The organism is Rania fehmarnensis (assembly GCF_056494185.1).
In genome coordinates this window covers 4,801,047-4,815,589 of record NZ_CM151398.1, presented here as the reverse complement: position 1 = coordinate 4,815,589, position 14,543 = coordinate 4,801,047, and the positions used below count along the sequence as shown (strand labels likewise).

Below are 14,543 nucleotides of genomic sequence, written 5' to 3'. Positions count from 1 at the left end.
TTGCTCCGCAAAAGGAAACTGCCTTTCGCGGAGCGCTATTGTCTCCTATTGCTCTGCAAAAGGAAACTGCCTTTCGCGGAGCGCTATTGTCTCCTATTGCTCCGCAAAAGGAAACTGCCTTTCGCGGAGCGAAAGGAGACGATACTCGTTCAAGAGGAACGGTAAAAGCAAAAGCTCCGGCACGCTGGCTCATCCGGTGGAGAGCGGCAGCGTGCCGGTGGCGCGAGGGGCGCTACTCATTAAAACTCAACCAAACTCGCGATGGCCTAATAGAATTCTCGGGTCGTTCATCAGGCGCTCAAGCGATTCCATGTTAAATGGCTTGGCCAAATGTGCATCGAAGCCAACGGCTAGCGAAGTTTCTTCGCTGGCGCTAGCGCCATTGGCAGTCATGGCCACCACGAATCGCAGCCGAGTGTCTGGGCGACGTCGCAGTTGCTGTACCAATTCATAGCCATTCATTTCTGGCATGGAGATGTCGGATATGATCACGTCGGCAGGGTAATCATTCAGACAATGAAGCGCCTGAGCTCCTGATTCCACGGACCGGACCTGGTGTCCCATTCTCTCTAACAGCAGCGAGAGGAGAAGCCGAATCGTCGAAACGTCGTCGACTATCAGCACTTGATGGCTTATGTTACCGCAGATCAATCGAGTACCAATTCTTCCTGTCCTCGCGACTGGTTTCTGGTGCGGCCCTGCAGACATTAACATCGCATTTGATTGACGGAGCTGCATCGCGAGAAGTACTAATCACGACTGGCGGATTCCACCAGGGCGGCCTCGACTCTCGCTTCCGATTTGCAATCGGCTTGCGCAGTTGTCGGGGGCCAGGTTCTACCTCCCAGGGGTGGCCCTTCCCCAGTCTTCAAGGCTGGTTGAAAGTCCAGTCCACCTGACGATAGTATCTTCCAAGCACCGTTCAACATTGAATCCGGCTCGCCTTGGATTGGCTAAACTTGCACCCAGTCGCGCGCTTCTGATAAAGTTTGAGGCTATTGGATTCCAAGTTATTCCCTAGTCTCGAATTGGGCGGGCTGGAAGTGCTTGGAATCAATTACAGTACGCTTGAGAGTAACAACTGCAGGTCTTCCAAACAGCGACAATATCCCGCTCAACGTGTTAGGTTTGCAGAAACATTGGTTAGTAGGTTCAAGCGGCTGAGGACAGCCGCTCTACAATCGAGCAACTGTCGTCATTAAGCGTGTTCAGTTCAAAAGCGAATCAAATGTCCACCGGCCAATCGGGAACCGTTCAAGAGTACGATTTCTTATATGAATCGTTCGTTGATGATCATGGACTCACCTGCGCTAGCTCGACCAAACCGCAATCAGGGAATCACTTTTTCCAAGCCAAACTTTGGCAGCCCAGGCTGATTGGCCAGCTGCTTATGGGACTTCAGCGCGTGGTGCAGTCGCAGTTCCATCAACATCGACCACCAATGCGTGACCCGGTGGTTACCAGCCAGTGCAATCTCTTGCGCTGGGAAGCCTTCAGTGGCTGTGGTGGCGTTTATTGCCGAGTGGACTTGGACGAACGAGCCTTTCACGAGTTGTCTCAATCGCCAGGAACAACTAATGTCGATTTCAATGCCGAGATGATTGGACAGCTGGCGAGGCTTGGTCAGCAAGAGGATGCGCAGCTAAGTGTTTCGCGCGAAGGAATCGAACTGGCTACTTCGCAAGGCAAGTTCATCGAGCGCAAAGTTACGTTGCCTGATCGATGGATACGTGGCTTTGGAGAGGTGCAAATCTATCAGGCGCGCATGCAGCATCTGTGGACGATGGCACCGATCGTGCTCACCAAGCTCTTTCAATCGATCAGCAAGACTGGCTATGGAAAGCAACATTTCGAGTTCGCTGCCAATACTCTCCGCCCGATATTTAAACCCAGTCGCAATTCGATTGCGATTTCCGGTATCGAACGCTTGAAGTTGCTCGGCCCCCTACTGTTGCTGGCTGAAAAGGTTGATGTGTGGCGCGATGAAGAAGAGAGCGACGTGACTGCCTGGCAGGTGACTACCAAAGCCGGATCGTTTTGGCTGGTGCTCAGTCCTGAACTGCAACGCGGCTTTTCCGGTGAAGGGCAGGCATCGGAGCTTTTGTCAGCTACCGATTGGCGGAGCGATTTTGATCGCGTGCGCGCTTGGATCGCGACCAGGGAGAACTTGGATCCGCGAGAAGCGGCATCGCAGTTAGGACTGAGAGTCAGCGATGTTACATCGGTCTTTGCGGCACTGGCTGCAGTTGGATTGGCGGGTTTCGATGCGGCCAGCGGCTATTACTTCCAGCGGACGTTGCCCTTTGTGGCTGGCCAAATCGAGAAGTTTCAGCCGCGATTTAAGAACGCGCAGCGATTGCTCGACAACCAGCGCGTCCAACTCATCAAGCCGCCTTCTCCGGAAGACAAAATCATCGAAGCCAAAGTAATTGGAGACCATTGCGAGTACTATGTAAAGCTGCACCCCGATGGCGATACGTGCACCTGCCCTTGGTACAGTCGATACCAGGGTAATCGTGGTACCTGCAAGCATGTTTTGGCGGTCCGCATCTTCTCGCGCCGGAGCTGCTGATGCGAATGAAAGCTCGCCATAAGTCGATACCCAATCTTCTCTGGAATAGATCGAATGACGCCCGCGAATTCCAATCGCACCCTGCGACTAGTCTTTACAGATGGGAGTTCGAATAAGTTTTGGGAAATCTCGCTCAGTGATTGCGAAGTGAACGTCCGCTTCGGCAGGATCGGAACTCAAGGGCAACTTCAAACCAAGACATTCGACTCACCGGTCGCAGCTCTGTCGCATCAAAACAAACTGATCGCCGAGAAGCGGAAGAAAGGTTACGTCGATGACGGATCCAGCAGCAGCGCGATATGCGATCAACAGCCACCTGCCCCAGTACGACCTGCCCCAGTACGACCTGCCCCAGTGCCAATTAACACGGCTGCGGAAGCTTGTACCACGCAGCCAGTCGTCAATCCGACAAATGGGCTGCTTGGATCTAGTGTAACTGAGAACGAAATTCCATTACCCATTACTTCCGAGCAGAGTAGCGATGCCTCGGAGGCTAAGGCACTCTTTGACCAGTGGTTGAGCATGTCGACCTCTGGAAATTCTCAAAACATATCAGTAGATGATACGGCTGCGGCTGCGGAGCCTGAGGCGACAGTTGATCGACCTTTGACTCTTGAGAACCTGGTGGCAGCCTCGCAGAAGGGCTGGGCAAGTACACTTGCGTCCATGTTTACCGGAGTATCGGAACCAAAACGGTCCACGATGCGCAAGCAGTTTTTGCTGGAGCATCAACTTTACGGCACCGTCTACACTTCCGACACGGCACGCCATTGGAAGAACGCATCTCAGGCGACCAAGCTTATCGATATTGCCCTAGGTAACAAACAAGAACTCCTGTACGCCCTCACGCCTGCCGTACGCGACTTTCCCAAAGAAGCCATAAAGATTCTCCAGGAACGATCGGCTGATTGGATTCCCAGCGCGGTTGAGCGCCATTTGCTTGCCAATTCATTTGACTCATTTGTTACTTGGGCCGAGTTGGTAGGCGCCGGGATCTTAACTACCCAGTGGGATGATCGTACGATTTGCCTGATCGGTGACTCGAACTTCAGAGGAAGCGTTTCATCGCATCTGGAAAAGTACGGCGTTCGATTACCCGAATTACCCAACCAGTTGCATCGGCTGCTGGTTGTCGACAGTTGGGGCACATCGGATCCGAGCGTGATGCTTGAAATCATCAAGTTCTTGCGCGACAGAGGATTGCTCAATCGAATACTTTGGATTCGAACAGCGCTCCATGGTCACTATCAAGTGAACAATCAAAATCATGTGCGATGCTGCATGGCAATTCTGGAACACTTAGATCCAAGCGCGGAAGAACTAGAACAATGCCAGGGAGAGCTGGCGGCGGTGCTCGATCAAGCCAAACCCTTGGTGTTTGAATCTGTGATCCGCCTGTTGAATCGTCTGTCGCAGGCCAACCAGCTCAACTGGAGCACGATCGGACCGTCTTTATCTGGCATCTTTTCACGAGCCGGCATTGCGCAGTCAAAGCTCGCTATTCAGCTCTGCGCAGCAGGAGCCCAGGCTGCGACCAGAGTCTATCCATTGCAGGCTCTCTGCGCTGCTTTGCTGCATAGCAAACGGGAGATAGCCGAACTGGCCTGGAATAAGCTCGCACAATTACTAACCTCCAGCGACGCAGCCACGCTGCAACATCTTGAAACGATTCTGCCCCATGTCAGCGAGAGCGTTCGTAGGCAGATCGAACGGAGCGCAATATTTGCAGCGCCAGGTTCTTCCTCAGCCAATTCAGCCGGTCATGAGACTTCGCACAACGCGCGCAGTCCGTTGGCAGCACCACCATCGCTTGACCTGCCTGCCTTGGAAACGTTTCCGACTGAGGTGGTCGAATCGCTACAGCTTCGAGATGCGATCTCGGCGCTAGAGACGCAAAAGTACCTTCCGTGTGCTGCCTGGCCAATCATGCAAGCTCCAGTACTGGACGTGCAAAGCAGATTGGTGCCGATCGAATCGTTGGATGAGTTGATCTTGCGGTTGGGAGCGGCGTTGGCCAAAGGGGCCACTGTGGACGAACGAGAACTGCTGCTGGATGGTCTCTGTCGTTTTTCTCGCCTCAACGATGATTCGTTTGCAATCAAGGTGGCGGCCACCAGGAAGGCAATGGATGCCGATGACGGTTTCAGTAACGCGCGGTGGAATGCCGACTTTGCCATGCTAATCCGCGCTTGGCTGGGCTGGGATCGTCCGGAAAGGCCGGAGGGCGGAGTTCGATTCTGCATGGCCGAAATCGCCCAACATCGGAGTGTGGCAGTTGAAGAGGCGGTGCGGAGAGGCGAAGCGATCCACTTGGTTTCGATCTCAACTCACATTGGTGGTTGGATTGATCCGCACATTTTTCTTGATCGCATTGAACAAGCGGAGCAGTGGAGCAAGCCGCTGTATCTGCCAGACCTCGAACTCGGCATCTTGCGTCTAGCCCCCGACGGACGAACGACGCCTCGGCGTCATGCAGGTTTGGTCGAACGAGCCAAGCGTTTGAAGGGCCCCTATGCGCTGATGATTCGTTATGCGATGGGAGAAGATGTCGCCGAGGGGCAAATGACAGGTTCCCAGCGCCTGTGGGTCGCAGCCATTAAGTCGCGCGATCCGGACCGGACCATTTCCGATCAACTGCCCTTCAGCGAAGTTCGCATGGAAAGCGGTGAACTATGTAAGTTGCCTCTGACGGCCGTTCGTGAACCTCCCAGATGGCACTACGCCTATGCCACGGAAAGTAAACGCCTCGAAGGTGGCCGAGGATACGCTGTGAATCTGGTGGAAGGTGATCTCAATCGTGAATCGGTTTACAAGCCGAATATAGTTTCAATCGGCGATGGCGTGCCGCCAGCGGCTGACAACTACTTCATGACGCGATTCTTGGTCGCGCGGATTTCTGAAGGACGATTCTTTCAATATTTTCGACGATCGTACTGGCCAGCGCAGCTTGATTGGTACTGGTACTGCTTGACCGCTGCCTACGTGGCTCACGCCTCGAACAAAACCGACTTCGATGTATTCGACGATATTGAACCGATGCTAGAGGCGGAGCGTCCTTTGACCAAAGGTGCCGCGCGTATCCTCTGGATCTCTTCGATGACACGCGCGGAGAAACACCGGCTGTGGACCACGGAGGCCTGGGCACAGTTGGTAGAAGACGATCGACTTAACATTCCATTACTACTGGAGGTCCTCATTGAATTCAAGAATCAAATGTGGATCGTGCCCAAACGCTGGTCGGAGGTTCTGACGCCTGTTGTCGGTCGATCTCCGTTGCACGCGTGGGACATGGCAAATCTTGTCGTGGGCATGTTACAGACTTTTCCATTTGATGCCAAAGACGTAGCACCTTTACTTGAGATCGTGCTCGAGGCCTACACTTGGTTAGGATTGTCCGCCGGTCCCACGGAAACCGAGGCCATGCGGCGATTCGCGACAGGCAAGAGCAAGAAGGTCTTCGAGGCCATCACCAAACTTGCCTATGTCGAAAGTGGCGAGGCAGCCATAGCCCGTCAAGTCGCGATTCAAGCTCGCGCCGCCAAACGATTCGAGCGAGCCCACCGCTTCTCATTTCCCCAACTTCCCCCATAGTCTCCTTTCGCTCCGCGAAAGGCACGCGCGCCACCATCTCACCACCATCTCACCACCATCTCACCACCATCTCACCACCATCTCACCACCATCTCACCACCATCTCACCACCATCTCGCCACTATCTCGCCACTATCTCGCCACCATCTCGCCACCATCTCGCCGCCCACGAACCCCCGAACCTTTTGCCTTGACGCGTGTCGCTGATAGCAACACGTTTTCGTTGGCGGTATGGCTGGCGTGTCCTCTGAAGCAAGCTTCGATGACTCAAAGTTCGAATTGCGATTTGGGTCAACTGCCGTTTAGGAGTCCATCTAAATTGAAGCAGTCGGGTATGTGGATTCGTGCCGGCCCCTGCCTCCCGTAGCGGAGGCTTCATCTGACCAAACGCGCTCGGGAGTTAAAATCATGCGTGCTTACCTTCGATCCAAGATGAGTATTACTTGCGGCATCCAGTAGTGGATCGCCGCATCGACCTGTCTTACTAACGAAAGAATACTCATGATTTAGAAGGTGAACTCATGGAATCCACAGCTCAAGGAACGTATCAAACCACGGTTGTTACTCGCATTGCCGGTGAGGACATAGAACCTGGCGATTTCATCACGTTGACATCAGAAGTAATTGAACTGCCATCTTATCTCTGGTGCAGCGACTTTGCGGCCGCCAAAGATGAACTGGTCCGTTTACGATACTTGCCTCGCGAAGCCGGCGAGCCGTTCAAGGTGATCACGGTGTGCTTGCCCTTTGTTTACGCCGGGCGCGCCAGCGGCAAGCTGGCAACGTTTGACACGCGCCGACACCAGCTAGTCAAACTCGACCAAGCTTGCGGCAAGAAGATCTGGAAGAGAATGCAAGCCAACAAATGATTTCGACCAAAGGGGTCGCAGAGTTCGACATCATTTCCGGTGCTGCGTCTGCGTCTTTCGGATAGAAACAACTGTAGTATCCACTTGGGATCTTTGGTTTGGATTGAGAGCAATTAAGTAGCAGTAAACGGCTGGCGTATGCCACCTGTCGTAAGATGCGGCGAGGTCGACCCAGTGGCGCTCGCCGCTTTCATACCAACGCAGAATACTCAGCCGATGCAATTGAATTGACCCATGAGACTGAAGACCAACCCGGCGTGTTCGTACTCCTTACAATCGCCCGTAAGCAATTGTCGCGGTAAATTGCAGTAGTTGGGCAGGTGTCAATATGACCAGGCCGTCTTGGCTGTTTCCATCAAACTGATCACCTCCGTCGTGGGCCCAGGGATTGCGGAGTTCGATGCCGGTAATAGCTCCGTTTGAGTTTTTGAGCACGCGCGTCACCGTGTAAGCATGGTTGCGCACGAGAGGACTGGCGATTGGCCTGGTTCGTGTGTCGCCGGAAAAGACGTCTAGCGTTCCGATCATCACATGATTTCCGGCGCGCAGTAGGGCATCAACCCGATTGGCGAGCCTGGTGGCGTTGTTTCCAAACGAGCTAACCCATTGCTCACCTACTCCGGCAAATTTCAAGTCATTGAGCACCTCTGTCAGTGACAGGTTTGCAATTCCCGCATAGGAGTTCAGGCCGTTATTGGCGATGGCGTAGGCTTTTTCAAAGATCGCCACCCAGATCGAATCACTGACGCCCAGCTGGGCATAGGCTAGTAATTCGGTACCGCGAAACACGGGCAAGTCATTATCCACGCGGATGTAATCGCTACCAATCAGCACACCGTAGGTTCCATCGCGAAAATCAACCATGCGTTCGATGATCTCGCGAGGTGAACGCAGCGCGATCGATGCTAGTGTCGACAGCAGCGAGCAATCACCCAAAGTTGCCTGGTCGACGTCCGCAGCCAGTGGACCGGCAGCACTGAAGAGGGGACTGCCGTCAATCCGCTGGTAGCTGATTCGATTGACAGGGACCGCTGGATCGGCAATGCGGTCGCTGTTAATCGTGCGATCGGCTCCATTGGCAAAGCTGCTAACTCGATGCAGACGATCCACAGATTCAAGCCCGGCGACGTCATCGCGGCGCGAAGTGCTTATGTAATCGGTCCACAGCGTGTCGGCACCTGTGCCGCCGTTGAGATCATCGCTGTAAGCCGCGTCGAGGCTGACAAGAACATCATTGCCCGCTTCGCCATACAGAAAGTCAGGATCGTATTGGCCATCCAGGTGATCATTGCCCTCGCCTCCGTAGAGACGATCAGTACCATATCCACCCACCAAGACATCGGCGCCGATTTCACCGTAGAGGTAGTCCGCACCGTCTTGACCGTTGAGCCAATCGTCACCACCACCGCCATAGAGCTTGTCGTTACCCAAGCCACCAACCAACTTATCGTTCGCGACTCCACCTTTTAAAGTATCATTCCCGTTGTCGCCATAGATATAGTCATTGCCTCCGTTTCCCTCTAGCCAATCGTCTCCATTACCACCGTGAAGCGTATCGTTTCCTCCCCACCCGTAAAGTTTATCTTGGCCATCGCCGCCGAAGATCGTGTCACGCAGGCCCGAGCCATGAAGAACATCGTCGCCCTCGTTACCGTAGGCGATGACTTCCTGAAGCGTTGGAATGAACGCACGAAAGTAGTCGTTGCTTCTGCCACCTACGAACTGGACTCGGGACAGCCCGGGAGCCGGAATTTCGCGCACGATTGGCCCTTCGGCAATTCGCACCATCGAACCGACCTGTGAGAGCTCGACATGCGTGGGAGCATTGTTGGATCGCAAGATCAGCAAGCCGTCTCCATAGATGATCGTATCGACCGCCATCAACTGGCGATTCTCTAGCGATTCAGCCAGCAGGCGTCTTGACTGGCGAATGTTGTTGGTCTTCGTTGGCTTTTGAATGCGGCTGGTCATGACTTGACTCCCCTGTTCTTCTTTGGTCTGAACGCACTGGGCAGTCGAATGGACGGCCCGACATTCAGGTAAATGGAAAATCGGGGTCGCCAGGGATAGTCATTTCCCGAAGTATTCTTCAAAAATTTTGCTGGCTGGGAAAAGTCTGGTGAGTGCGCGCGTGTGCTTAGTGTCCAGGAGCATCCTGCGCGACGGGCTCCCACTCAAACCGGCCACTCGGAGGCGCGTCGATCCACAATGCCATCAGTTGAGCGCGAGTGGTAGTGCCAAAGTGCCGATAGACGTCATGCACGTATTTGTGAACTGTCCCCAGTGCCACGCCCAGGGACTGGCTGATTTCGCTTTCGCTATGTCCGCGCAGCATCTGCGCCAAAACTTGCCGCTGACGAACCGTCAGCCCATCAACTTTGGGGGGCATACGATACCTTACGCACGCGTGACTGAGCGTTAACGAAGATGGCTTGCAGACGGGCAGCATGTTGACGCGACGCTCTACAGTTAATGTCACGTAAAGTCTGGTCGACCCGAAGAAATTTTTTCGCAGAAGTTGGCACTGCCGGGCTACTGTTCTTTGCGAACCTCGGCAGCTCGGTGTTTTCGAAAGTGGTACCCTCTGACCGCTGGCAGTCAAGGCTGCAGCGTACCTATAGGTCCACACTATTGGAGAAGATGTCCAAGCAGAGCGCGTGATTGACTCAGGGCTCTTCCAGCTGGCCCCAGATTTCGCGAATTCTTTGGAGCCGTTGTTTGGTACGGGCTACTGAACACTGCAACTCATCAGAAATTTCCTGATTGCTATAACCTTCCATACGCATAACCGCCGTGCGGCGGTGTTTGTCGTCAGGCAACCGTCGTAACAGGTCTTCGCAGGTTGACATGATCTGTTCTGAACATTCGGGCAGCAGGTGGTGGTCGGCGACTCCGGCTATGCCCATCTGGCCCGAACTTTGATTCTCGTTCTGAAATGCGGATTCACCTGCAACTTTTCCATCGGGTTTCGATGGAGCCGCTCGTTGGCGATACACCGCGATGACTTTGCGTGTCGTTATGCGGGCCAGCAATCGCCAGAGTTCATCTCGACCATCAACGTGGGCTAGACGCCCTTGTTCTCGTGCGCGGAAGTAGCTCTTCATAGCACTGAGAGCCACGTCTTCTTCATCATAGACTCGCTTGGGCAAGCTACCCAATTTAGCTCGGGCCAGTCCGATGAGTCTTGGAAAGAATTCATGCCAAATGCGTTCCGCATTCTCACGGCTGGTGTCGAAGAGTTTTGAAAGCACGATTGATTCATCGTTCGGAAGATTCATCGGCGCTGACCAGGGCTAGAGTAGGAGCATGCAACAAGCGACCGGGGTTGGCTCCGGACGGATGTGGCAGCGGGATTGGCTACGGTGATAGAATTTGGCAGAGTATAGTTTGTTTAGTACTCCGAGGAGCCTGGAAATTCATGTCGGACCTGAGAAGCATACCTGATCAGCACTTCTTAGGCCTCGTTCAGGGCTTAATTCGCCCTGACACGAAGAGTGCGCTAATCGCGAATTGGACTGTCGCGGAACTTCTACGTTGACACGGGGCGAAACGGTAGCGGAAGCCGTCAAGGCTTTCGAACCGTACAGTGCGATGGTCTCTAGGAACCTATCACACCTGCCACTAAAGGCAGCTTGAGGTCTTTCATCAATCGAGAGACAAGCCATCCTGTGAATGGCGACTTCGACCAGCGATGCCCTTTCACGTGCCATCGTCTTTTTTGGCTCCGCCAATGGATCTTGCCCGTCCTTAGTCCGAAGTCGGACGCGTCGACGTGCGTATGGCCATTTCCGCCATCCCGTTTTCCTGTTTGGCTTGATGTTCCTGATTGCAATCCTGACTAACAATGTGAATTGATTACCTGGCATTCAAGTTTCGAACGCTTTTAAAGAGGATCATGATGACCAATTCAGAATCAAACACCCAGTTGCTGGACCAATGGTCGCCTCAATCATAGGAGTTCTCGAAAGTGCAGTTGTAGTCGGCGGCGTAAGTGCGCTAAGGGCCGCTCTGGCTAGCGTGGGGATACCCAATAACAGCGTGCTGCAGTACGAAACAGAAATCAAGAACGGCAAACTGTCACTCGTTGTTCATGGTTCAGCCGACGAAATAGAGCGCGCCAAAGGCGTTCTGCAGTCAGCAAATGTGTCCACTACAGTTCATGTAGAACCGGCCCTGGCCGCTTTTTAGTCGGAGTATTCCATGAGCGTTCGTTTATACCTTATGCGACATGGTGAAACGGAATGGTCGAAGTCGGGCCATTACTCTGGCCAGGTCGATATCCCGTTGACCAAACCTGGGGACGCACAAGCTCGACACTTGGGTAAACGCCTGCGAACAATTGAATTTACTCAAGTGTTTTGCAGCCCACTGCTGCGCGCGCAAAGAACTTGCGATTTGGCTGGCCTGGGGAAAGACGCGGTGATCGACCATGACCTGACGGAATGGGACAATGGTGACTATGCAGGTAAGACCCATGCTGAAGTTTTGGCCATGAGACCCAATTGGAATCTCTTCCGCGACGGTTGTCCCAACGGAGAAATGCCGGCAGACATGGCAGCGCGGGCCGATCGACTGGTGGCCAGTTTTTGCCTTCTGGATGGCAACGTGGCGGTGTTTGCCCACAGCCACCTCGGGCGCGTACTCGCAGCGCGTTGGCTGGGACTGGCTGTCGGACATGCAGAGTGCTTCTTGCTAGATACGGCTTCTGTGAGCATCCTTAGTTTGGATAGAGGCGTGCGAAAACCTCGATCGCTCTTGTTATGGAATTCGACGCCTCAGAACTCGCTTTTCCAACCGTCGTGGCGAGACAGGCATCCGGCGGAATCAACTAAGCAGGGTGCACTGGAGCGCTGGGAAAACGAAGGTGGTGAAATCGTAGCCCCTTGGCTGCCAAGCTCGCTGGACGCTTAATCGCCTCAGTTTCTCTGTGTGTACTGAGGCGATCGTTGTTCAGATGCGGTAAAGCAAATGGACAACGTTGCTGTGGGCTTGAGCAGATATTGAACCAAGGCGACAGACCAACCACACCTTAGTTCATCGAGTGTGAAGGGGCCATTTCCAGTGACGAATCTCAGGCATGTCTTGGCCTTCGTCGCGAATGTACTGCGTGTGCTCGGCCAGTTTGCGCAACAACTTCTGTTTCAGAGCGCTGCCAGCTTCTGTGGTTTGAGGCAGGCGATCCAGGACATCAATTACCAAGTGGAATCGATCCAAGTCATTAAGCACGGTCATATCAAACGTGGTGGTGATTGTGCCTTCCTCCTTGTACCCACGGACATGCAGATTGCCGTGATTGGTTCTTCGGTAGGTGAGTTGATGCACCAGTGATGGATATCCGTGGAAGGCAAAGATGATCGGCTTGTCAGTGGTGAACAAGGCATCAAAGTCAACGTTGCTTAATCCGTGAGGATGTTCCGACGCCGACTGCAGTTTCATGAGATCCACAACGTTAACGACTCGGATTTTCAGTTGAGGAAGGTGTTCGCGCAGAATTGAGACTGCGGCCAGTGTCTCCAGTGTCGGTACGTCGCCGCAGCAAGCCATGACGACGTCGGGGGCTGCATCGCCATCATTGCTGGCCCACTCCCACTTGCCAATGCCGGCTGAACAGTGTTTGACCGCTTCGTCCATGGACAGCCACTGCGGTGATTTGTACTTGCCGGCAATCACGACGTTGACATAGTGTCGACTGCGCAAACAATGATCCCAGACTGACAACAAACAATTTGTATCCGGTGGCAGATACACGCGGACAATCGACGCCTTTTTATTGACGACGTGGTCGATAAATCCTGGGTCTTGATGCGTGAATCCATTGTGTGCTTGCTGCCAAACATGCGAGGCGAGCAGATAGTTCAGCGAGGCAATTTTCTTGCGCCATGGAATACCGGCAGTTACCTTCAGCCATTTGGCATGTTGATTGAACATGGAGTCGATGATGTGGATGAACGCTTCGTAGCTGTTGAAGACTCCATGTCGTCCAGTCAACAAGTAGCCCTCGAGCCAGCCCTGGCACTGATGCTCGCTAAGCGTTTCTAGGACCTGGCCTTCGCTGGCAAGAAACTCGTCGTTGTCTTGCGTGCGGGCTTCCCACTGACGATTGGTAGTTTCAAAGACGGCGTTCAGTCGATTAGACAGAGTTTCGTCTGGCCCAAAGATGCGGAAGTTGCGTTGATCGTGGTTCAGTTTGGCGATGTCTCGGAAGAACTCACCTAGGACATGAGTATCTGCTGCCTCCACCGCGCCTGGTGCCGGTACGCTAACGGCGTACTTCCGAAAGTCGGGCATGACTAAGTCTTTCAGAAGTAGTCCGCCATTGGTGTGCGGATTGGCTCCCATCCGACGCTCGCCCTCGGGTGCCAGCTCCGCCAGGTCCGCATTTAATTTGCCCTGCTCATCAAACAGCTCCTCGGGCCGATAGCTCTGCAGCCAATTATTAAGTTGTTCGAAATGGCCCGGATGCCCGGCATCTATCTGCAGAGGTACTTGGTGGGCTCGGAAGGTACCTTCGATTGGTAGTCCATCGACAATTTTCGGTCCTGTCCAGCCCTTCGGTGAATTGAGCACGATCATGGGCCATCGAGGACGCGAGTCGTCGTGATCGCGTGCGTGTTCTTGTATGCGCTGAATATCGTTGATCGCTCGATCCAGTGCTTGAGCCATGCGTTTATGCATCGCTGCGTGGGACTTACCTTCGACAAAGTAGGGCTTCCAACCACAGCCCTTGAGGAACTGCTTGAGCTCACTACGCGGGATGCGAGCAAAGATGGATGGGCTGGCAATCTTGTATCCATTCAAATGCAGTATGGGCAGAACGGCTCCATCGGTGATGGGGTTTAGAAATTTGTTGGAATGCCAAGAGGCGGCCAATGGTCCGGTTTCGGCTTCACCATCGCCGATCACGCAGGCTGCGATCAAATCAGGATTGTCAAAGACCGCGCCGAACGCATGGCTAAGCGAATATCCCAATTCGCCACCCTCATGTATCGACCCGGGACATTCTGGTGATACATGACTGGGGATACCACCAGGAAACGAGAACTGCTTGAATAGCAATTTCAATCCCGCTTCGTCCTGCGTTATGGCAGGGTAGTATTCACTATAGGTGCCTTCCAGATACACATTGGCGACGATTGCCGGCCCACCATGCCCGGGACCAGAGATGTACAACATGTTCAAGTCGAATGACTTGATGACGCGGTTCAGGTGGACGTAGATGAAATTCTGTCCCGGGGTCGTGCCCCAATGTCCTAACAGGATGGGTTTGATATGCGATTTGTCTAATGGTTCTCGCAGCAATGGATTATCGAGCAAGTAAATTTGTCCGACAGAGAGATAATTGGCGGCGCGCCAGTAGGCGTCGGTCTTTTGCAAGATACTCTTGGTCAGTTTGTGCGAATGTGTCTTCGTAGTGTTCATCGTTGACAGGTGTTTCGTTTTGAGATTCTGGGCAGTTGGCGACGAAATTCAACTGAGATCAGTCGCATTGGTAGGTCACCAGCACTTAGTTT

General features: G+C 53.6%; 10 protein-coding genes. 5 read left to right on the top strand and 5 right to left on the bottom strand.

The window, feature by feature from the left end; translation table 11 throughout:
• Nucleotides 1–246: 246 nt before the first annotated feature.
• Nucleotides 247–708 (bottom strand): response regulator, encoded by a 462-nt coding sequence (locus tag SH573x_RS16305; protein ID WP_479356748.1) that lies wholly within the window; start codon nt 706–708, stop codon nt 247–249.
• Nucleotides 709–1,228: 520 nt separating this feature from the next.
• Between SH573x_RS16305 and SH573x_RS16300 the strand changes: the two genes are divergently transcribed.
• The 3 genes from SH573x_RS16300 to SH573x_RS16290 all read left to right on the top strand — a co-directional run bounded on the left by SH573x_RS16300 (nt 1,229) and on the right by SH573x_RS16290 (nt 7,032).
• Nucleotides 1,229–2,572, top strand: a complete 1,344-nt coding sequence (locus tag SH573x_RS16300) for an SWIM zinc finger family protein (RefSeq protein WP_479348665.1) — start codon at nt 1,229–1,231, stop codon at nt 2,570–2,572.
• A 54-nt stretch (nt 2,573–2,626) separates the two neighbouring features.
• Nucleotides 2,627–6,163 carry a WGR domain-containing protein gene (locus SH573x_RS16295; protein WP_479348663.1) on the top strand — a complete coding sequence of 1,179 codons (3,537 nt, stop codon included), beginning with the start codon at nt 2,627–2,629 and terminating at the stop codon, nt 6,161–6,163.
• 521 nt (nt 6,164–6,684) lie between these two features.
• Nucleotides 6,685–7,032, top strand: a complete 348-nt coding sequence (locus tag SH573x_RS16290) for a hypothetical protein (protein WP_479348662.1) — start codon at nt 6,685–6,687, stop codon at nt 7,030–7,032.
• Between the two features lie 270 nt (nt 7,033–7,302).
• Here SH573x_RS16290 and SH573x_RS16285 read toward each other — a convergent pair whose 3' ends face one another.
• The 3 genes from SH573x_RS16285 to SH573x_RS16275 all read right to left on the bottom strand — a co-directional run bounded on the left by SH573x_RS16285 (nt 7,303) and on the right by SH573x_RS16275 (nt 10,310).
• Complete coding sequence (locus tag SH573x_RS16285) at nt 7,303–9,003, bottom strand: C2 family cysteine protease (RefSeq protein ID WP_479348660.1); 1,701 nt, start codon at nt 9,001–9,003, stop codon at nt 7,303–7,305.
• A gap of 166 nt (nt 9,004–9,169) precedes the next feature.
• Nucleotides 9,170–9,511, bottom strand: coding sequence for a helix-turn-helix domain-containing protein (locus SH573x_RS16280; RefSeq protein WP_479348658.1), 342 nt, complete (start codon nt 9,509–9,511; stop codon nt 9,170–9,172).
• Between the two features lie 187 nt (nt 9,512–9,698).
• Nucleotides 9,699–10,310 (bottom strand): ECF-type sigma factor, encoded by a 612-nt coding sequence (locus tag SH573x_RS16275; protein ID WP_479348657.1) that lies wholly within the window; start codon nt 10,308–10,310, stop codon nt 9,699–9,701.
• A gap of 658 nt (nt 10,311–10,968) precedes the next feature.
• Between SH573x_RS16275 and SH573x_RS16270 the strand changes: the two genes are divergently transcribed.
• Entirely contained in the window at nt 10,969–11,220 is a 252-nt protein-coding gene (locus SH573x_RS16270; RefSeq protein ID WP_479348655.1) for a hypothetical protein, read from the top strand.
• A gap of 12 nt (nt 11,221–11,232) precedes the next feature.
• Nucleotides 11,233–11,943 carry a histidine phosphatase family protein gene (locus SH573x_RS16265; protein WP_479348653.1) on the top strand — a complete coding sequence of 237 codons (711 nt, stop codon included), beginning with the start codon at nt 11,233–11,235 and terminating at the stop codon, nt 11,941–11,943.
• Between the two features lie 123 nt (nt 11,944–12,066).
• Here SH573x_RS16265 and SH573x_RS16260 read toward each other — a convergent pair whose 3' ends face one another.
• Entirely contained in the window at nt 12,067–14,451 is a 2,385-nt protein-coding gene (locus SH573x_RS16260) for a phosphoketolase family protein (protein ID WP_479348652.1), read from the bottom strand.
• Between the last annotated feature and the right edge of the window lie 92 nt (nt 14,452–14,543).